Here is a 20,966-nt window from a genome sequence, read left to right on the forward strand (position 1 = left end):
CGGCGCCAGGTTCCTCCCCGGAAACAGGGAGAACCCCAATGGATATCCATGAACTGAACACAGCGGTCGTCAGGGCCAAGGCTGCGACCTATGTCGGCGGCGGCGCCAAAATGCCGTCCTGCCGGCGCGGATCGCATGACCTGAGCTGGTCCGATGGCGACTGGCACTACCTCGACAGCTATTTCGGCGGCACCGATTTTCTGGGCCAGGAAGTGCTCTGGCGGGCCGGGGAGCCGGTCTGGTCCATGAACTATTATGGCCATGTGTCGCGCCCCGATCTCATCGACGCCGCGCGGGCCGGGGAAACCATCAAGGCAGCATTGTCGGCCATGTATGCCGAGGGGCGCTTCCTCGGCGGCTTCGATTGGACCGGGCCGCATGGCCGCTATCGCGACCGCAGCGAGGGCAATGCGGCTTGCTTTCGCGGGCAGGAGGTGATCGAGGTCGGCGGCGTACGGGCCTATGCGCTCGACTATTTCGGTGGGCTGGTAAAACCTTAGTTCGTTGAAAGGAAGGGCCCGGCGAAATGCTCACCGGGCCCTTGTTTTTCCTTGGCGGGGAGGTGCCTCGGAAAACTAGACGATGCCGCTCGACCCCGCCGCGATTTCGGGACGGATTTCGGCGACCTTGGCGCGATAGCCCGAGGCGCGATACGTGGCCAACAGGTCGATGGCGCCGCCCTGTTCCATGCGGGCCATAGCCAGGATCGGCTCGACATCAGTGCGATAGGCAAGGCGCAGTGCCTGTGTGGCCGCCAGGGCGTCATTGCCCTGCTGTGCGGCCTTGAGACCCATGCGATCAACCAGCAGGGCCTGAGCATAGGCGCGCTGGACATCGGCCGCCGAGAGCATCAGGGATTCGATCGGATCGGTGACATTGTGGCTCTGGTCGAGCATGTGCGCCGGATGGAAATCGTCATAGCGATTTTCCGCATCGACCAGCTCGTTGAACACCAGGAACAGGCGGTAAGGATCGATGGCGCCAGCGTCGAGGTCGTCGTCGCCATATTTGCTGTCGTTGAAATGGAAGCCGCCAAGCTTGCCGAATTGAGCCAGGCGCGAAACGATCATCTCGATATTGACGTTGGGCGCGTGGTGCCCGAGATCGACCAGGCAATAGGCCTTGTCGCCCAGTTCCTTGGCGATCAGGTAATTGGTGCCCCAATCCTGGACGACCGTCGAATAGAAGGCCGGTTCATACATCTTGTGTTCGGTGTAGAGGCGCCAGTCGTCGGGCAGGGCGGCATAGATGGACTTCATGGCGTCCAGATAATGGCCGAACTGATCGGCAAAATTGGTCTGGCCGGGGAAGTTCGAACCGTCGCCGATCCACACGGTCAAAGCTTTCGAGCCAATGGTCTTGCCGATTTCAATGCATTCGAGATTGTGCTCGATGGCTTGTTCGCGCGTGGCCCTGTCTGACGCCGAGAGCGAACCGAATTTATAGCTCTGCATCTGCCCTGCGGCATCGGCAAAGGTGTTCGAATTCATCGCGTCGAAGCCCAAGTTGAAGCGGCTGGCGGCCTGCTTCAACCGGTTCGGATCGGCTTTGTCCCATGGAATGTGGAGCGACACGGTTTTCGTCGCTTGGGTCAGCTGCGCGATGACGGCGCAGTCCTCGATCTTGTCGAAGATATCGCGCGGCTCGCCTTTGCCCGGGAAGCGGGCAAAGCGGGTGCCGCCGGTGCCGACGCCCCAGGAGGGCACAGCGACGGAGAAGGCCGCGACCTTGTCCTTGATTGCGTCAATTGAAATGCCCCGGCGGTCCAGGCGTTCGCCCAGCGTGTCGTAATCGACATGGAGGTCGGCGGCACGACGGGCGTTCTCGGCTTCGATCGTGGATGGGTCGATAATGTGTTCGGTCATCTCTCAATCCTCAGCGCGGGAACGACTGGGCGTTGCCCGCATCGACATTGATGATGTTGCCGGTGGACTTGGCCGAGGCGTCTGAGGCGAAGAAATAGATGGCTTCGGCAATGTCCTCGGGGAACACGGAGCGCTTGAGCATCGAGCGCTGGCGATACATTTCCTCAAGCCCGTCCTTATCGGTCTTGTAGGTCGAGGCACGCTGTTCCAGCCATTCGCCAGCCCAGATCTTGGAGCCGCGCAGCACGGCGTCGGGATTGACGACATTGACGCGGATTTGCGCTTCCGCGCCTTCCAGCGCCAGGCAGCGGGCGAGATGGATTTCGGCCGCCTTGGCGGTGCAATAGGCCGCGGCATTGGGCGAGGCGGCGAGCCCGTTCTTGGAGGCGACGAAAACGACATTGCCGCCGATCTTCTGGGCGCGGAAGATTTTGAAGGCCTCGCGACTGACCAGGAAGTAGCCCGTGGACAGGATGTCCATATTCTTGTTCCAGAGCTCGAGCGAGGTTTCCTCGATCGGGGCCGAAGAGGCGAGGCCAGCGTTCGATACCAGAATGTCGAGGCCACCGAACTCAACCACGGCATGGGCGAAGCCGGAAATGACCTGCTCTTCGCGGGTGACATTAATATTCACCGGCCGGACAAAGTCCTTGCCGAACACGCCGCTCAGCTCTTCTGTTGCCGCATCGAGCGCGGTCTGGTCGATATCGGCCAGCACCACGCAGGCCCCTTCGCGCAAGAGGCGAGCGGCCGTGGCCTTGCCAATGCCTCCCGCGCCACCGGTGACCAGCGCGATCTTGCCGGCAAGGGATTTGGGCTTGGGCATGCGCTGGAGCTTGGCCTCTTCAAGCAGCCAATATTCGATGTCGAAGGCCTCCTGCTCGGGCAGGCCCTGATATTCTGAAACGGTCGAGGCGCCGCGCATCACGTTGATGGCGTTGACATAGAACTCGCCCGAAATGCGGGCTGTGGCCTTGTCCTTGGCAAAGGTGATCATGCCCACGCCCGGGATCAGATAGACCACGGCATTCGGGTCGCGCACGGCGGGCGAATTGTCGTGCTTGCAGCGGTCGTAATAGGCCTGGTAGTCGACGCGATAGGCGGCGATCTGGTCGGCCAGACCTGCGATGACGGCATCGACATCCGGACTGGCCGGATCAAAATCCACGACCAGCGGGCGGATTTTGGTACGCAGGAAGTGGTCGGGGCAGGAGGTGCCCAGGGCCGCCAGCGGCCGCAAATTGTTGGAATTGACGAATTCGAGCACGGCATCGCTATCGTCGAAATGCCCCAGCTTGTGGCTATCTTCGGAGATGAAGCCGCGAATTTTCGGCATCAGCCGGGCGGCAATTGCGCGACGCTCGTCCGCAGGCAGAGACTGCTTGGCAGCGCCACCGAAAATCGTCTTGCCGGCCGCTTCTGTTTCAAACCACTCAATGGCCTGATTGATAATGGCAATGGTGGTTTCGTAGCACTCTTTGGGGGTGTCGCCCCAGGTGAAGAGGCCATGGCTTTCGAGCACCACGCCCTTGGCCTCGGGGTTCTCGATGCAGAATTTTTCCAGCCACAGACCCAGCTCGAAGCCCGGCTTTTTCCAGGGCAGCCAGCCGATGGTGTCGCCGAAAATCTTCTGGGTCAGTTCCTTGCTGTTCTTTGAAGCGGCAATGGCGATGATCGCATCGGGGTGCATGTGGTCGACAAAAGGCCGGTTCACATAGGCATGGAGCGGGGTGTCGATGGAGGATGCGCGCGGATTGAGATTGAAGGTGGCATGGGGCAGGTAGCCCACCATTTCGTCTTCGAATTCCACGCCGCGATAGAGCCCCTTCAGCGCGCGCAGCTTGTCCATATAGAGCGTGGCAAAGCCATCGAGCTTGATCGAGGCATTGTCGCCGCCGGAGCCTTTGACCCATAGAACCTCGACCTCTTCGCCGGTCAGCGGGTCCTTCTGCATGATCTTGGAGGAGGTATTGCCGCCACCATAATTGGTAACGCGCTTGTCCGAGCCGAGCAGGTTCGAGCGGTAGACGAGACGCTCCGGCTCGGACATGGACGCGGCCTTGGCGTCGTCCCACAGGTTTTGGAGGCGCTTGGGCGCGGTGGACATCAGATTCCTCCCGGATATAGGGGCAGCATATTGATTGGCCGGAAATGGGCATAGAATGACGAACACTGTCAATCAGAAACAATCATGTTTCGTCATATTTGCGCGAATGTGACGGTTTGGTGCGGATTTGTGATTGACTCTGCCCGGAATTGATGGAAGCAAATGCGCTTGAGGAGTATCAGCTTTGCACGAAACGGAACGCCACCGCGTCATTCTCGCCGCCGCGCAGTCCCATCCCGTGGTGACTGTGGCGGAGCTTTGCGAAGTGACAGGCTCGTCCGAAGCCACCATTCGCCGCGATATTGCGGCCCTGGACGAGCAGGGCAAGCTGCGCCGCGTACGGGGTGGCGCTGAATCGATCAATCCCCCATCACAGGGTGGACTGGTCGGCAGGCCCTTTTCGGTCAACGAAACGATCAATATCGCGCAGAAACGCGCAATTGCCCGGGTGGCGGCAGAAATGTGCCGCGATGGCGAGCCGATCATCATCAATGGCGGCACCACCACCTATCAGATGGTGCACCACCTGACGGCGCGGCGCATGAGCGTCTTCACCAACAGCTTCGCCATCGCCGAATTCCTCATTCACAATTCGCGCAATTCCGTCGTCATTCCCGGCGGCACGGTCTATCGCGAGCAAAACGTCATCCTCTCGCCTTTTGGCGGCGTGGTGGCGAGCCATTTCTACGCCAAGCGCATGTTCATCGGCTGCCAGGGCATCGGCGCCCATGGCCTGATGGAAGCCGACCCTATGGTCGTGCAGTCCGAACTGGCGCTGATCGGGCAGGCCGACGAGCTGATCGTGCTGGCCGATTCCTCGAAATTTTCGGGACATTCGAGCCTCATTCTGTGCGGGCTCGGCCGAATTTCCGCTGTCATTACCGATAGCGGCATCCGCGATGATGACCGTCAGATGCTGGAAACAGCAGGGGTCAGGCTCATCGTGGCGGACACTACGGATCAGGCCGAAGCAAACGTGGCCTGATCTGAAACAACGACTAGTTCCAAGACGTGAACCCTGGGAGGGACGAAATGAAACTCTGGAAATTGCTGGCTGCCACCGCAGCCGCCGCCGTGTTGATAGCGACACCGGCCATGGCCGAAACCCGCATTGCGCTGGTGGTAAAGTCGCTCGGCAACGGCTTCTTCGATGCTGCCAACAAGGGCGCGCAGGAAGCTGCCGCCGAATTGGGTGACGTTGAGGTTATCTATACCGGCCCGACCTCGGCAACGGCCGAAGCCCAGATTGAAGTGGTCAATTCGCTCATTGCCCAGCAGGTCGACGCCATTGCCATTTCGGCCAACGACCCGGACGCGCTGGTGCCGGTGCTCCAGCGCGCCATGCAGCGCGGCATCAAGGTGGTGAGCTTCGACTCCGGCGTTGCCCCCGAAGGCCGCCAGATCCACCTCAACCCCTCCGATATCGACCTGATCGGCGAAACCATCATCAAGCTGGCCGCCGATTACCTGCCCGAGGGTGGCGATGTGGCGATCCTGTCGGCTGCCTCCACTGCGACCAATCAGAATGCCTGGATCGAAGCCGCCAAGGCCGCCATTCCCGAGAAGTTCCCCGATATCAATCTGGTCGCCACCGTTTATGGCGATGATGACTCGGTGAAGTCGACCGAAGAGGCTCGCGGCCTGATCGCTGCCTATCCTGACCTGAAGGCCATCATTGCGCCGACCACGGTCGGCGTCGTGGCTGCGGCCCAGGTGGTGACCGACCAGGACCTGATCGGCAAGATCAATGTCACTGGTCTCGCTCTGCCAAGCGAATTCAAGCAGTTCATCGACAATGGTGCTTCGCAGGCCGTGGCCCTGTGGAACCCGATCGACCTGGGTTATTCGGCAGTCTATCTGGCCAATGCCCTGGTTGAAGGCGAAGAAGCCGCTCCCGGCGCAACCTTCTCCATCGGCAAGGTTGGTGAAGTGACGCTGGACGACACCAACTCTGCCGCCATGGCTGCACCCTTCCAGTTCGACGCTTCAAACATCGAAGAGTTCTCCAAGATCTACTGATCTGAACATTCCCTGCGCGGCCCGGACCGCGCAGGGTACCCGCTCGCGCGGCCCACCCCACCCTCAATCCCTCCCCATCGAGGGGAGGGATGCGCAAGACCGAAGCGTTTTGCCCATCGCCTCCCTCCCCCTTGTGGGGAGGGATTGAGGGTGGGGGTATTTGGTAAAGTGAAATCCATGACCGACCCCATCCTGACCCTTTCGGGCATATCGAAAAGCTTTCCCGGTGTGCGGGCGCTGCATGATGTGTCGCTTGAGCTCTATGCCGGGCAGGTGACCGCTCTGATCGGGGAGAACGGCGCAGGAAAGTCGACGCTGGTGAAAACCATGACCGGCATCTATCAGCCGGACGCCGGGGAAATCAGGGTCAATGGTCAGCTTGTATCGCTGCCCACAGCGCATTCCGCTTCCCATGCCGGCATAACCGCCATCCATCAGGAAACCGTGCTGTTCGATGAGCTGAGCGTCGCCGAGAATATCTATCTTGGCCATGCGCCGAAAAACCGCTTCGGCATGATCGACTGGAAGACGATGCGCCATGAGGCGCAATTGACGCTCGATTCCATGGCGGCGGGCATTGACGCGTCCATGCCGCTCAAGGAATTGGGCATCGCCAAAAAGCATCTGGTGGCTGTCGCGCGGGCGCTGAGCGTCGATGCGCAGGTCGTCATCATGGATGAACCGACCGCGGCGCTCAGCCAGAAGGAAATCGAGGAGCTTTATGTGCTGGTCGAGCTCCTGAAAAAGGATGGAAAAGCCATTCTTTTCATCTCGCACAAATTCGACGAGATCTATCGCATTGCCGACCGCTACACCGTGTTTCGCGATGGCGAACAGGTGGGCAAGGGCTTCATCAAGGACACGCCGCAATCCGAGATTGTCCGCATGATGGTCGGGCGCGCGGTTGAGCAGATTTTCCCGGCGCGCGAGGCCGTCATTGGCGAGACGGTGCTTGAGGTGTCCGGGCTCAGCCACCCAACCGAATTCGACCAGGTGTCGTTCTCGGTGCGCAAGGGCGAGATCCTTGGATTTTACGGTCTGGTCGGGGCCGGTCGCTCGGAAGTGATGCAGGCCGTGTTCGGCATGACGAGGCCCTCGAGGGGCTCAATCGTCTTGGACGGCAAGACCATTGCCCCGCGCTCTCCCGCCGATGCGGTGGAGGCCGGCATTGTCTATGTCCCCGAAGAGCGCGGCAAGCAGGGCGTGATTACCGGCGAGCCCATATTCAAGAATGTCTCGCTGCCCAGCCTCACCAAGACCAGCAAATCCGGTTTTCTGCGCATGACCGAGGAATTCAGGCTGGCGCGCACCTATACCGAGCGGCTCGACCTGCGTGCCTCTTCGCTCAGCCAGAATGTCTCGACCCTGTCGGGCGGCAATCAGCAGAAGGTGGTGATCGCCAAATGGCTGGCGACCCTGCCCAAGGTTATCATTCTCGATGAACCGACCAAGGGCATTGATATTGGCTCGAAAGCCGCCGTCCATGAATTCATGGGGGAACTGGTGGCGCAGGGGCTGAGCGTGATCATGGTTTCTTCCGAATTGCCCGAAGTGCTGGGCATGAGCGACTGCGTGGTGGTCATGCGCGAGGGGCTAGTTGTGGACACGCTTGAAAACAAGAACCTGCAGCCCGAAACGCTGGTGCGCCTAGCTGCCGGAATTATCGAGGTAGAGGCGGCATGAACCGGCTTCTGAAATCCCGCGAACTCTGGCTGGCGCTGGCCATTCTCGCCGTGATTGCGCTGGTGACCTGGCGCTTCCCGCGCTTTGCCCAGCCCAGCAATCTGCTGACGATTTTCAACGACACGTCGATCCTGATGATGCTGGCGCTCGGCCAGATGGCGGTGATCCTCACGCGGTCCATCGATCTCTCGGTCGCCTCCAATCTGGCCCTGACCGGCATGCTGGTGGCGCTGACCAATGCGGCCTTTCCGTTCATTCCAGTGCCGCTGCTGATCGCGGGCTGTGTCGTGGTCGGAGCGGGTCTGGGCGCTTTTAATGGTCTTCTGGTCTGGAAGCTCAATATTCCGCCCATCGTGGTGACGCTGGGCACGCTGACCATTTTCCGGGGCCTTGCCTTCGTGGCTTCTGGCGGCACCTGGGTGAATGCGGCGCAGATGAGCCAGGATTTCATCCAGCTGCAGCGTGGCACCTTGCTGGGCCTGCCGGTCTTGAGCTGGTTCGCCATTGTCGTGGCGGCGCTGGTCTATCTCCTGATGACCCGCACGCCATGGGGGCGGGCCTTCTACGCCATCGGCGTCAACCCGGTCGCGGCGGTCTATACCGGCATCAATGTGGGACGCACCAAGTTCCTGGCCTTCGTGTTGTCGGGTGCTTTGTCGGGGCTCGCTGGCTATCTCTATGTGTCCAAATATGTGATCGCCTCGACAGAGAGCGCGGGGGGCTATGAACTGACCGTTGTCGCAGCCTGCGTGATCGGTGGCGTGTCGATTGCCGGCGGGATCGGCACTGTCGGTGGCGCCATTCTGGGCGCGCTGTTCCTCGGCGTGGTCAATAATGCCCTGCCGGTCATCGGCGTTTCGCCCTTCTGGCAGATGGCCATTTCGGGCCTCGCTATTCTGCTCGCTGTGGTGCTCAACGCCACCAGCGAACGCAGCAAGGGGCGTATCATTCTCAAAAAGGCCGAGGTGGCCGCATGACCGACATGACTGCAACCGGCCGGCGCTTGCCTGATCGGCTCGACAATCCGATCAAATCCGCCGTGATGAGTTGGGAGAGCCTGCTGGTTCTGGTGGCGCTGGGCATTTTCATCGCCAACAGCTTTGCCTCTCCCTACTTCCTCAATGAATGGAGCCTTTCTGACCTCACCTTCAATTTCACCGAGAAGGGCCTGATTGCCCTGGCCATGGCGCTGGTGATCATAACCGGTGAGATCGATCTGTCCGTCGCCTCCATCATTGCTCTGGCTTCAACGCTGATGGGGCTGGCCCTGCAATATGGTGCCGATACGCCAACATTGGTCGCTGTGGGCGTGGGTGTCGGGGTGCTGTGTGGCGCCTTCAACGGCTTTCTCGTGACCGGGCTGAAACTGCCCTCGATTGTGGTCACCATCGGCACGATGAGCCTCTTTCGGGGTATCGCCTTCATCATTCTGGGCGACCAGAGCTTCAAGGGCTATCCGAAAGACTTTTCCTGGTTCGGCCAGGGCTATGTAGTGTGGGTCATTTCGTTCGAGCTGGTGCTGTTCCTTGTCGCGGCCATGGTTTTCTACGTGCTGCTGCACCACACCAATTTTGGTCGCCGGGTCTTCGCCATCGGCAACAACGCGACCGCCGCCCGCTTTTCGGGGGTGCGCGTCGACCGCATAAAATTCGTCCTCTTTTGCCTGACCGGCCTGATGAGTGGCATTGCCGCGGTGCTGCTAACGGCACGGCTTGGCTCCACGCGGCCTTCAATCGCCGAAGGCTTCGAGCTTGATGTGGTGACCATGGTGGTGCTGGGTGGCGTCTCGATCTTGGGCGGGGCCGGGTCGATCATCGGCGTCGTGCTGGCAGCGCTGATCATTGGGCTGGTGACCTTCGGCCTCGGCCTGCTCAATGTGCCCGGCATCGTCATGACCATCTTTACCGGAACGCTGCTGATCGTGGTGATCGCACTGCCAATCCTCTGGAAGATGTTCAAGGAACGTCGCGCATGATCCTCGAAAATGGTTATGAGAAGCACGCCTTCAAGATGCATCTCAATCCCGGAATGGCCGCCGAATACAAAAGGCGCCACGACGAGATTTTTCCTGAACTGGTGGACCTGCTGCACGAGGCGGGCGTGAAGGACTATTCCATCCACCTTGACGAAGAGACCAATACGCTTTTCGGCGTCCTCTGGCGGCGAGTGGACCACACCATGGCCGACCTGCCGAATACCGAAGTGATGCAGCGCTGGTGGGCCCATATGGCCGACATCATGGCCACCAATGACAAGAACGAGCCCATCTCGACCGATTTAACGCCAGTCTTCTGGATGAAGTGATCGGTCTTACGGACATGAAAAAGGGCGGCTCTCGGGCCGCCCTTTTCGTTGGATTTCCGCCGGCATCAGAACCGGTAATTGACGCCCAGCTTGGCGACATGGGCGTGCGCGTCGATATTTGTGGTACCAACAGTGGTGAGCGTGTTGACCGGTGCGGTGACCGTGGCGAAGTCGTAATAGCTATATTCGGCCTTGACGCTGACATTCTCGCTGACGGCATATTCGGCGCCGGCGCCAAGGGTCCAGCCCCAGACGGTGGAGGAGAAGCTGCCGCTTGCGCCACCGGGGATCGGATCGACCGAGGCGGTGATGCCGCCGGCCGCAATACCGGCAGTGCCGAACAAAAGCAGATTGTCCAGGGCCACGCCGCCGCGCAGCTTGCCGGAGCTCAGCCAGTCCAGCTTGCCACTGCAATCGAAAGTCGGGTTGCCGACACAGGTCGCGCTACCCTTGACGTTGCTCCAGGCCAGGTCGCCTTCAACGCCGAGGACGAAGGAGCCATACTGCGCATTGGCGCCGATCGTGCCACCCAGGAGCGCGCCCTCGACATTGATCGGTGTCACGTCGCTGGTGGGACGCCCTGCGCCATATCCGGCGAACACGCCGGCATAAAAGCCGTTCCAGTCCATGGCCTGGCTGGGGATGTCATAGAGGGGCGGAAAATCCTGAATGAGGTCGGCGGCGTGGGCCGCCGAGGAACAGGCTGCGGTGGCAATTATTGCCGTGAGTATCTTGCTGAATTTATGCATTTTAACCCCCAATTATGGTGAAGGCAAAGTGCATAAGCTTGGTTAATCAAATGCTTATCGCGCCGATCTTTCAGTAAAAAGTCACATATTCGCTGCAGAGCTTACGGACATTTCACAGGGTTCAGGCGACAGGTGGCGCTGCAGAGCCCGGTGCTGAAGCGCGTCGCCCACCGCAAAGATGGTCGGCGCGGATAGTGGAAAATCCTCGACGGCTGCAATGGCGTCGCCGATCGTGCCCCGCCAGATTTGCTCTTCCGGACGCCCCAGGCTTCCAGCGATGATGGCGGGCGTTGAAAGGCTCATGCCTTTGGCAGAAAGTTCTTCGACGATGCCGGGCAAGGTGCGGCGGGACATGTAATAGACCGAGGTGGTGGCCGGATCGGCCAGCGCGGCCCAGTTGAGGGTGGTCGGTAGTGCGCCTTTGCGCGAGTGACCGGTGACGAAACGCACAGACTGGGCGTGATCGCGATGGGTGAGTGACACACCAAGACGGCTGGCCAAGGCTAGGCCGGCCGAAATGCCCGGCACCACCGAAACAGCAATGCCATGGCTTTCCAGCATCTCGATTTCTTCGCCAGCGCGGCCAAAGATCATCGGGTCGCCCGATTTGAGCCGAACCACATGCTTGCCCTGGCGCGCCAGGGTCAGCATCATCTGGTTGATGTCGCGCTGGTCGCAACTTTCGCGCTGGGCTCTTTTGCCCACCAGCATGCGCTTGGCTTCACGGCGGGCCAGTTCCAGAACCTCGGATGACACCAGATCGTCAAAGAGAATGACATCGGCCGACTGCAGGGCCCGCACGGCCTTGATGGTCAGAAGATCGGCATCGCCCGGCCCGGCGCCAACCAGCGTGACGCGACCACCGGCCGGCTGGGCGGCAAAGGTGACGTCTTCGTCCATGGCCTCGGGCGCCCGATTGCCGAAGGCGTTTTCAGCCAATCGTTCCCAGAAGGTCCGGCGCTGCGGTCCGGCGCTGAGCTTGCCCATGACCGTTTCGCGGAGTTTTGCAGCCAATTGGGCCCATAGCGTCAGCGTCTGCGGCAACAGTGTTTCGATACGCCGCCGCACGGCTTGACCGAGAATGGGAGCGGCGCCGGCGGTGGAAATGCCCACCACAACGGGCGAACGATTGACGATGGCGCCGAATTGGAATTGGCAGAATTCCGGGCGGTCGATGACATTATAGGGGACGGCGGCCACCTTGGCGGCAGCGGCAAAAGCCTGGGTCTCGGCGTCGTCCTCGATATCGGCAATGGCGAGGGCGGCGTTTTCGAGGTCGGCGGGCGTCCAGAGGCGGGGGTGGAGGATGACAGACCCCTCACCCAGACCCTCTCCCCGGAGGGGCGAGGGGACGATGGAGCCGCTGGGCTGCGGCTTGCAGGATGCCTCCTCACCTCGCCCCTCTGGGGAGAGGTCGGCCCGAAGGGCCGGGTGAGGGGTGCGATGCTGCAAAAGACTGCGGAGTTCCTCACAAACCGCCTCGGCAAACACATCCACTTGCGCTCCGGCGGCGGCCAAAAGCTCAATCTTCCAGGCGGCCGGCTCACCGCCGCCGATGACGACGACGCGTTTACCGCGCAGATCGAAAAAGACCGGGAGGACCGCCAGGGGCGTTATGCGGCCCGGATTATTCTGCGGCTTCGGCGACGAAACGGTTTGCATCGACAATTCCCCTGATTTCGGCGCGGCAGGAGCCGCAATTGGTGCCGGCGCGGGTGAGGGCACCGACGGCTTCCACACTGGTGCAGCCGTGGCGGGTCACGGCTTCGGTAATGGTATTGATGCCCACGCCCATGCAGGAACAGACAATGGCCCCGCCATCGGGCCGGTCGGCGCCGGGCCGCCCCGCCAGTGCGATAGATGCGGTGATATCGCGCTCGCCGAGCATGTCGACGGCCCATTGCCGGGACACCAGAACCGGATCGGGCGAGGTGTAGAGCGCGGCGACAAGCTGGCCGTCTTCGACCAGAACAAAGGCGCGGCGACCGGAGCGCTCGTCGCGAATGGACTGGAAAGGCGTCGTGGTGCCAAAAGTATCGGCCAGAAAATCATCCCAATTGGCCGGCTCGTCGAAAAGGGCTATTTCTGCGCGCCAGCCTTTGGGGGCAGGGGCGGCGGCCCAGTAATCGGTGTCGAGAGCTGGCTTTCCTGCAGCGACGAGAAAGCCATAGAGGCGCACCCCGACCGGCTCGGCGTGAACCTGCGCCATTTTCAAGGCCGGCTGGTTCGATACCGGATCGACCTTGCCCGTAACCAGGACGTCCACGCGACCATTGCTGGCAAATTGATCGGTCCAGTGCATGGGCACGAATAGATGGCCGCGCTGTTGGCGGTCGGTGACGAGGGCCCGGACCAGGGCCGTTCCGTGCGTGTTGGAAAGGCACACCAGACTGGCGCGACGAATGCCCAATCTGTTGGCGTCGTCCGGATGAATTTCGACAAAGGGCTCGGCCATATGCGCCGATAGACGCGCCGCTTTGCCGGTGCGCGTCATGGTGTGCCAATGGTCACGTACGCGGCCGGTATTGAGAATGAAACTGCCCGGCGCCGGGGCAAAAGGCGGCGGCGGCTGGATCGGCAGGAAGCGCGCCTTGCCATCGGGCGTGAAGAATTTGCCATCGCCAAACATGCGGGCAGCTGGCCGTTTGCGGACAGGCCATTGCACGGGCGCCATGGTCTCGTAGTCTACGCCGGACAGGCCATTGAGATCAAAGTCGCGACTGCCGTCATTTTCGAAGGCGGAGAGGGCGGCATGCTCGGCAAAAATCTGACCCGGGCTGAAATAGGCAAAGGCCTTGCCATGGCCCAGGCGCCGGGCGACTTCCTTGACGATCCACCAATCGGGGCGCGCCTCTCCCGGCAGGGCCAGGAACGGGCGTTGGCGAGAAATTCGTCGTTCCGAATTGGTGACGGTGCCGTTCTTTTCGCCCCAGCCGGCGGCGGGCAGCCGCACATGGGCCAGTTCCATCGTGTCGGTATTCCGGTTCATGTCGGACACGACGACAAAGGGGCAGGCCTTGAGCGCTGCGCGCACCGCATCGGCCTCGGGCATGGAATCCACCGGATTGGTTGCCATGATCCAGACGGCCTTAATCTCGCCCCGCGCTATGGCGGCGAAGAGATCGACGGCCTTGAGCCCGGGCTCGGTGGCGATGTTTGTGCTGCCCCAGAACCGCGACACTCGGTCAATCGCATCGGGGGTGAAATCCATATGGGCAGCCAGCATATTGGCCAGCCCGCCAACTTCTCGTCCGCCCATGGCATTGGGCTGCCCGGTGACCGAGAAGGGGCCCATGCCGGGCTTGCCGATCCGGCCCGTGGCAAGATGGCAATTGATGATGGCATTGACCTTGTCGCTGCCCGCTGCCGACTGGTTGACGCCCTGGGAATAGACGGTGACGACCTTCTTGGTGCGGGCAAACAGGTCGTAGAAGCGGGTAATGGAAAGCGGGGAAAGGCCGGTGGCCTCAGCGACCCGCTCGACGGTCCAGTCCTCGGCGGTCAGGAGCGCGGCCTCGAAGCCAGACGTATAGGCGGCGATATAGTCGCTATCGGTGACCCCGACTTGGTCGAGATGGGCGAGCAATCCGACGAAAAGCGCGCTGTCGCCATCGGGCGCTACCGGCAGGTGCATTTCGGCAATGTCGGCAGAGACTGTGCGGCGCGGATCGATCAGCACAACCTTCATCTCGGGGCGTGCAGTGCGGGCCGCGACGATGCGTTGATAGAGTACCGGGTGGCACCAGCCGAGATTTGAACCGACCAGCACAATGAGGTCCGCTTCTTCAAGGTCCTCATAATTGCCTGGCACCGTGTCCGACCCAAAAGCGCGCTTGTGGCCGGCCACCGAGGAGGCCATGCAAAGACGCGAATTGGTGTCGATATTTCCCGTGCCGACAAAGCCCTTCATCAGTTTGTTGGCGACGTAATAGTCTTCGGTCAGCAGCTGGCCGGAGCCATAAATGGCAACGGAATTGGGGCCAAATTCGCTAATAGTCTGCTTGAAGTTTTTGGCAACCTCGTCGAGCGCTTCGTCCCAAGTAACTCTTTTGTCAGCGATTTGCGGATGCAGCAGGCGCCCGTCGAGCGAAAGCGTTTCGCCAAGGGCCGAGCCCTTGGAGCACAGGCGGCCGAAATTGGCCGGGTGGTCTGGATCGCCGGCAATTTTCACCGTGCCGTCGGCTTGCGGGGTGGCGAGCACGCCGCAGCCGACGCCGCAATAGGGGCAGGTGGTGCGAACCGTCGACTGCTCCACCATGCTTACTCCGCTGCCATCTGCATCAGGACATCGGGGGCGATATAGATAGTGCCGTGCTCAACCTTGACGGGATAGGTGCGCACCGATCCCTCATCGGCGCCCTGGGCCTCACCGGTGGCAAGATCGAAGACCCAATTGTGCAAGGGGCAGGTGACAGAGGCACCGTGGACAATGCCCTCCGAGAGCGGGCCACCCTTATGCGGGCAGCGGTTCTCGACGGCAAAGACCTGGTCTTCGGCGGTGCGGAAAACGGCAATCTTGCCCGAAGGGGTGTTGACGCAGCGGGCGCCGCGCACGGGGATGGCAGTGACGCTGCCCAGTTCGATCCATTCGGTCATGCGCTTTACTCCGCTGCCACTGGAAGCCCGAATTCGGCCATGGCGGCGAATTCGTGGGCATCCTTGCCATTGACGCGTTCCTCCCAGGGGTCGACCTGGGCAAATTGCTGGGAATAGACGAAGCGGTCGTAATAGTGCCGGCGCTTGTCGAGGTCGTCGATAATGGCGGCCTTGATGCTGTCATTGCCGACGCGCTTGGCCCATTTGTAGATGCGTTCGAGATAGTGCCCCTGCTCGCGATAGAGTTGGGTGAGGGCGACGATGATCTCGAGTGCCTCGTCTTCGCTATTGGCGTGGCCGAGGAGTTCGGTGCCCTTGATGTCGAGGCCGGCGGCGCCGGCAAAATGGATATCGTAGCCAGAGTCGACGCAGACAACGCCGATATCCTTGCAGGTGGCTTCGGCACAATTGCGCGGGCAACCGGAGACGGCGAGCTTGACCTTGGCCGGGGTCCAGGCACCCCACATGAACTTTTCAAGGCGTACGCCAAGGCCGGTCGAGTCCTGGGTACCGAAGCGGCACCAGTCCGAGCCGACACAGGTTTTCACGGTCCTGAGGCCTTTGGCATAGGCGGCGCCAGACACCATGCCCGCGGCATTGAGATCGGCCCAGACTGCGGGCAGGTCTTCCTTTTTGACGCCAAGCAGGTCGATGCGCTGCCCGCCTGTCACCTTGACGGTCGGGATGTGGAATTTGTCGGCGACATCGGCGATGGCGCGCAATTCTCGTGGGTTGGTAAGGCCACCCCACATGCGCGGCACGACGGAATAGGTGCCGTCCTTCTGGATATTGGCGTGGACGCGTTCGTTGATGAAGCGCGACTGACCATCATCCTCATATTCGCCGGGCCATTCGGCCACGAGGTAATAATTGAGAGCCGGACGACACTTGGCGCAGCCGCAGGAGGTCTTCCACTCCAATTCCTGCATGATTTCAGGAATGGACTTCAGTTCCTTGGCCACGATCAGGCGGCGAACGGTGCCGTGATCGTGCTCTGTGCAGGGACACATGGGCTTGACGGCAGCCGGGTTGTAGCTGTCGCCCAGGGTGATGGCCATGAGCTTTTCGACCAGATGCGTGCATGAACCACACGAGGCCGAGGCCTTGGTATGGGCGCGCACGCCATCGAGGTCAGTCAGGCCCTTGGAAACGATCGTGCCGGTGATCGTGGATTTGCATACGCCGTTGCAGCCGCAGATTTCTGCATCATCCGGCAAGGCTGCAACGGCCGCCATAGGGTCCAGCGCGGCTCCCCCCTGATAGGCTTGGCCAAAGATTAGAGTGTCCCGCATGTCCCGCGTGTCGGTGCCCTTGCGGATCATGTCGAAGAACCATGGGCCATCGGCGGTTTCGCCGTAGAGCACGGCACCAATAACCTTGTCTTCCTTGAGCACGAGGCGCTTGTAGATGCCCGAAGTGGCATCGCGCAGCACGATTTCCTCGCGGTCCTCGGCATCGGCGAAATCACCGGCCGAATAGACCGACACGCCGGTCACCTTGAGCTGGGTCGCGGTCTGCACCGGGCGGAAGGCGGCATCGACCTTGGCGAGGGTTTTCGCCAGGATCTTGGCCTGGTCATAGAGCGGAGCGACGAGACCATAGACGATCTTTTCGTGTTCGACGCATTCGCCTAGGGCGAGCACGTCGGGGTCGGAGGTGACCATCTGGTCATTGACGACAATGCCACGCTCGACATGAATGCCGGCGTCGACGGCCAAGCGGGTTTCGGGACGGATGCCGACGGCCATGACCACGATATCGGCGCCATAGACGGTGCCGTCTTCAAGCGCCACCGCCTCGACGCGATCCTCACCGAGAATGGCCTTGGTCTGGGCCTTGCAATGCACCTTGATGCCGCGTGCTTCGAGATCGCGCTGCAGGAGATAGCCGGCAGCCGGGTCGAGCTGGCGCTCCATCACATGGCCCATCAGGTGCAGCACCACCACTTCCATGCCACGGGCATTGAGCGCGGCGGCCGCTTCGAGACCAAGCAGCCCACCGCCGATCACCACGGCCTTGGCGCCGGGGCGCTTGGAGACATCGACCATGCGGTTGACGTCGTCGAGGTCACGGAAGGCCATGACGCCGGGCAGGTCCTTGCCGGGCAGGGGGATGATGAAGGGCGCCGAGCCGGTCGCAATGATCAGCTTGTCATAAGGGGTTTCGCCAAGCTTGCTGACCACCACCTTGCGCTCGCGATCAATCAGTGTGACCGTCTCGCCGAAGCGCGTATGCACGCCATTGGCCTCATACCAGGCGCTGTCATGGGTGATGATCTGCTCATATTCCTTCTCGCCGGCCAGGACCGGTGAGAGCATCAGGCGGTTGTAATTGCCGCGCGGTTCTGCGCCGAACAGCGTGACGTCGAACCGGCCCGGGGCTTCTTCGAAGATGTGTTCCAGGGCGCGGCCCGAAGCCATCCCTGCACCTACGACGACCAGTTTTTCCATTTCGTGCTCCAGAAATCAGGTCTGAAAAACAAAAAGGCCGCCAACCGACACGTCTCTGGTCCATTGACCAGTTCGTATCCGTTGGCGACCTTGCCTCTAAACGCCCAACCTTGGACGTCACTTGTGTCGAAGGCGTCTTGGGAGGAGCCCCTTCACGCCTTTCGTTGCAGGAACCGTGCCAGAATGGTCCGGCACGATTTTATTGTGCTCTATCCGATGGTTAGACCCATCGTCTCGGGCCGGGATGCCGAATTCCCACGGGTCCGCCGCCGCAATCGCCACCTTTGTGTTCAAAAATTGTGCAGTTCTAAAATTTCTTCGGAGCTGCACTATTATTGTGCGGTGTCGTCCCTTACTCCGCCGCTACCGACTGACCGCGCGACAGACGCTTGGACTTGATATGGTCAAGGGTGGCCTGATCGGGATTGGCGCCGCCTTCATAGGCTTCGAGGAAGTCGAGCAGTTCCTCGCGATAGGCGTAGTAATCCTTGTGGGCCAGCAATGCCTTGCGCGAGCGCGGCCGGGGCAGGTCGACCTCCATGATATTGCCGATGCGTGCATTGGGGCCGTTGGACATCATGACCACGCGGTCGGCGAGCAGGATAGCCTCGTCCACATCATGGGTGACGCAGATGGCGGTGACCTGGGTTCGTGCCCAGACATCCATAAGCACGTCCTGCAATTCCCAACGGGTAATACTGTCGAGCATGCCGAACGGTTCGTCGAGCAGCAGGAGTTTGGGTGAAAGCGCAAAGGCGCGGGCAATGCCGACACGCTGCTTCATGCCATTGGACAGTTCGGAGGCCGGACGGTGCATGGCATCGCCCAGGCCCACGCGGTTGAGGTAATATTCAACCACGTCCCGGCGCTCGGCAGGGCTGGCCTTGGGATAGACCCGATCCACGCCCAGCGCCACATTTTCCCGAGCGGTCAGCCAGGGCATGAGCGAAGGCGCCTGGAACACCACGGCGCGCTCGGGCCCGGCACCGACCACCGGCTTGCCATCGAGCGCAATCGTGCCGCCCGAAATGTCGTTGAGCCCGGCAACCATCGACAGAACGGTGGATTTACCGCAGCCCGAATGACCGATGAGGGTGACGAATTCGCCCTTCTTCATCTGGAAATCGAAGCGGTCCACCACGGTCAGCGGACCCTTGGGCGTTGGATAGACCTTCGAGACTTCATCGAAGCGGACATAATCGTCCTGGGTTTCGGAGGCCGCCGCCGCGGAATAGGCGCTAGGCAGGCGGGCCGACTTGCCACGGGCAATGGGCAGGACATTGGGCAGGGTCAGATCGGCATCACCGGACTGATTGCGGGCTGCACCCACATCCATGAGATATTCGGTAATCTCGCGACGGAGCCTGATGAACCGGTCATCGCCATTAAGGGCGGCGCGATCGCGCGGCCGCTCGATGCCGACATGAAAATCGGGGCCGAGCGTAGCCGCGGGGCCGGGTGTCAACGGGATCACGCGGTCGGCCAAAAGGATGGCTTCGTCCACGTCATTGGTAATGAGTACAATGGTCTTTTTCTCGGCTTCCGAGATCTGGGCGAACTCATCCTGAAGCTTGGAGCGGGTGAGCGCATCGAGCGCCGAAAGCGGTTCGTCGAGCAGCAGCACTTCTGGCTGCATGGCCAGTGCCCGGGCCACAGCAACGCGCTGCCGCATGCCACCGGACAGTTCGGCGGGCCGGCGGTCGGTGGCATGGCCGAGGCCGACCATTTCCACATAGCGCTGGCGTAGCTCCAGCTTTTCGGTGCGCGACTTGGACTTGTGCACGGCATTGACTGCCAGGTCGACATTGCCCGCAACAGAGAGCCAGGGCATGAGCGAATAGGACTGGAACACCACGCCACGCTCCGGCCCCGGACCATCGATCTCCTTGCCGCGATAGATGACGCCGCCCAAATCCGGCTCGGACAGTCCGGCCATCAGCGAGATCAGCGTGGTCTTGCCCGCGCCCGAGAAACCGAGAATGGCGACGAATTCGCCATCCTCGACGTCCAGATTGATGTTATCGAGAATATCCACGCGCTTGGCGCCTTCGCCAAAGTGCTTGGAAATGCCGGAGAGCTGGAGAATGGGGGCCATGATCTGGTCCTATCGCTTGCCGGAGAAGGTAAAGGCGGTCTGCAGGGTGAACATCACCCGGTCGAGCAGGAAGCCGATAATGCCGATAGTGAGCACGGCCACGATGATGCGGGCCAGCGAGGTGGACGACCCGTTCTGGAATTCGTCCCAGACGAATTTGCCTAGGCCAGGATTCTGCGCCAGCATTTCGGCGGCGATCAGCACCATCCAGCCAACACCGAGCGACAGCCGCAGGCCAGTGAAGATCAACGGCAGGGCCGAAGGCAGAACCAGCTTGGTTATGGTTGTGGGCGTCGAGAGCTGCAGCACCTTGCCCACATTGACCAGATCCTTGTCGATAGAGGCCACGCCAAGCGCGGTATTGATCAGGGTCGGCCAGAGCGAGCAGAGCGTTACCGTGACGGCTGAGATGACCAGAGCCTTGGGAAAGGCGTCGCTGGCATCGACATAGAGCGCCGAGACCACCATGGTCACGATAGGCAGCCAGGCCAATGGCGAGACCGGTTTGAAGAGTTGAACCAGAGGATTAAGCGCACCATTGAAGGGGCGGCTGAGGCCCGAGGCAATGCCGAGCGGCACGGCGATAATCGTGGCAATCAGGAAGCCGAGGCCGACAGTTTTCAATGAAGTCACGATCTGGTCGAGATAAGTCGGCTTGCCGGTATAAGCACGCCACTTGACATCGTCGGCGCGGTCATCGGCGATCAATTCGGCATTCCGCTCGTCCTGACGGACGTAGAAGTCAGCCTCTTTCTGCCGCTCGGCCACATGATCCTGCCAAAGGCTGCCGGCCTGTTCCCAGACCTGCGCCGGGCCGGGAATGGCGCCAAGCGAGGTCTGCACCTGAGGGGCGAAGATCGCCCAGGCCAAAAGAAAAGCCGCTATGCCCATAAGCGGGAAGAGCAGGCTGTCGCGCAACTCGCCCATCTGCTCGCGCGGATCGTCGCCGGCGGCAATTCTGAGCAGCGGAACAAGCCAGCCAAAGCCAAGTGCACTGAGCCAGGCGGCAGATCGATTGATGGCGGTAAACAGCTTCTGCCGGCGCTCGGTGGCCGGGGCAGGGGCTTCGCTTGCAAGGGTCATAATGCGGTCCTCAGG

The 20,966-nt window shown here is 61.2% G+C and carries 16 protein-coding genes; 7 read left to right on the forward strand and 9 right to left on the reverse strand.

What is annotated here, in order from left to right; all coding sequences use genetic code 11:
• The first annotated feature begins 38 nt into the window (after nt 1-38).
• Nucleotides 39-500, forward strand: a complete 462-nt coding sequence (locus V8Z65_RS04630) for a DUF5680 domain-containing protein (RefSeq protein ID WP_338722860.1) — start codon at nt 39-41, stop codon at nt 498-500.
• Nucleotides 501-575: 75 nt separating this feature from the next.
• Here the strand turns inward: V8Z65_RS04630 and rhaI are convergent, their stop codons facing one another.
• Both rhaI and V8Z65_RS04640 read right to left on the reverse strand, forming a co-directional pair.
• On the reverse strand, nt 576-1,865 hold the full coding sequence (rhaI, locus tag V8Z65_RS04635) for an L-rhamnose catabolism isomerase (RefSeq protein ID WP_338722862.1): 1,290 nt from the start codon (nt 1,863-1,865) through the stop codon (nt 576-578).
• Between the two features lie 10 nt (nt 1,866-1,875).
• The gene (locus V8Z65_RS04640) at nt 1,876-3,972 is read right to left on the reverse strand and encodes a bifunctional rhamnulose-1-phosphate aldolase/short-chain dehydrogenase (RefSeq protein WP_338722863.1); all 2,097 of its coding nucleotides are present in this window, start codon (nt 3,970-3,972) and stop codon (nt 1,876-1,878) included.
• 184 nt (nt 3,973-4,156) lie between these two features.
• Here V8Z65_RS04640 and V8Z65_RS04645 point away from each other — a divergent pair, with 184 nt between their 5' ends.
• The 6 genes from V8Z65_RS04645 (at nt 4,157) to rhaM (ending at nt 9,978) form a co-directional block, all read left to right on the forward strand.
• Nucleotides 4,157-4,957, forward strand: coding sequence for a DeoR/GlpR family DNA-binding transcription regulator (locus V8Z65_RS04645; RefSeq protein WP_338722865.1), 801 nt, complete (start codon nt 4,157-4,159; stop codon nt 4,955-4,957).
• 47 nt (nt 4,958-5,004) lie between these two features.
• Entirely contained in the window at nt 5,005-5,991 is a 987-nt protein-coding gene (gene rhaS / locus V8Z65_RS04650) for a rhamnose ABC transporter substrate-binding protein (RefSeq protein ID WP_338722866.1), read from the forward strand.
• Nucleotides 5,992-6,168: 177 nt separating this feature from the next.
• Nucleotides 6,169-7,674, forward strand: coding sequence for a sugar ABC transporter ATP-binding protein (locus V8Z65_RS04655; protein WP_338722867.1), 1,506 nt, complete (start codon nt 6,169-6,171; stop codon nt 7,672-7,674).
• The gene (locus V8Z65_RS04660) at nt 7,671-8,651 is read left to right on the forward strand and encodes an ABC transporter permease (protein WP_338722868.1); all 981 of its coding nucleotides are present in this window, start codon (nt 7,671-7,673) and stop codon (nt 8,649-8,651) included. Before V8Z65_RS04655 ends, V8Z65_RS04660 begins: the two co-directional genes overlap by 4 nt.
• Entirely contained in the window at nt 8,648-9,649 is a 1,002-nt protein-coding gene (locus tag V8Z65_RS04665; RefSeq protein WP_338722869.1) for an ABC transporter permease, read from the forward strand. The genes V8Z65_RS04660 and V8Z65_RS04665 overlap by 4 nt, the downstream gene beginning before the upstream one ends.
• Entirely contained in the window at nt 9,646-9,978 is a 333-nt protein-coding gene (gene rhaM / locus V8Z65_RS04670) for an L-rhamnose mutarotase (RefSeq protein ID WP_338722870.1), read from the forward strand. Before V8Z65_RS04665 ends, rhaM begins: the two co-directional genes overlap by 4 nt.
• Before the next feature lie 65 nt (nt 9,979-10,043).
• Here rhaM and V8Z65_RS04675 read toward each other — a convergent pair whose 3' ends face one another.
• The 7 genes from V8Z65_RS04675 to V8Z65_RS04705 form a co-directional block, all read right to left on the reverse strand.
• Nucleotides 10,044-10,727 carry an outer membrane protein gene (locus V8Z65_RS04675; protein ID WP_338722871.1) on the reverse strand — a complete coding sequence of 228 codons (684 nt, stop codon included), beginning with the start codon at nt 10,725-10,727 and terminating at the stop codon, nt 10,044-10,046.
• An 81-nt stretch (nt 10,728-10,808) separates the two neighbouring features.
• Nucleotides 10,809-12,389: a siroheme synthase CysG gene (cysG, locus tag V8Z65_RS04680; RefSeq protein ID WP_338722873.1), complete on the reverse strand. Its 1,581-nt coding sequence runs from the start codon at nt 12,387-12,389 to the stop codon at nt 10,809-10,811.
• Entirely contained in the window at nt 12,355-14,985 is a 2,631-nt protein-coding gene (locus tag V8Z65_RS04685; protein WP_338722874.1) for a molybdopterin-dependent oxidoreductase, read from the reverse strand. The genes cysG and V8Z65_RS04685 overlap by 35 nt, the downstream gene beginning before the upstream one ends.
• A 2-nt stretch (nt 14,986-14,987) precedes the next feature.
• A complete protein-coding gene (nirD, locus tag V8Z65_RS04690) occupies nt 14,988-15,323 on the reverse strand; it encodes a nitrite reductase small subunit NirD (RefSeq protein WP_338722875.1) in 336 nt (111 codons plus the stop codon).
• 5 nt (nt 15,324-15,328) lie between these two features.
• On the reverse strand, nt 15,329-17,773 hold the full coding sequence (gene nirB / locus V8Z65_RS04695) for a nitrite reductase large subunit NirB (RefSeq protein WP_338722876.1): 2,445 nt from the start codon (nt 17,771-17,773) through the stop codon (nt 15,329-15,331).
• Nucleotides 17,774-18,125: 352 nt separating this feature from the next.
• Nucleotides 18,126-19,868 (reverse strand): ABC transporter ATP-binding protein, encoded by a 1,743-nt coding sequence (locus tag V8Z65_RS04700; RefSeq protein WP_338722877.1) that lies wholly within the window; start codon nt 19,866-19,868, stop codon nt 18,126-18,128.
• Between the two features lie 9 nt (nt 19,869-19,877).
• Nucleotides 19,878-20,951 carry an ABC transporter permease gene (locus V8Z65_RS04705; RefSeq protein WP_338722878.1) on the reverse strand — a complete coding sequence of 358 codons (1,074 nt, stop codon included), beginning with the start codon at nt 20,949-20,951 and terminating at the stop codon, nt 19,878-19,880.
• Nucleotides 20,952-20,966: the final 15 nt, after the last annotated feature.

The organism is Devosia sp. XK-2 (assembly GCF_037113415.1).
In the GTDB taxonomy this organism is placed as follows: Bacteria; Pseudomonadota; Alphaproteobacteria; order Rhizobiales; family Devosiaceae; genus Devosia.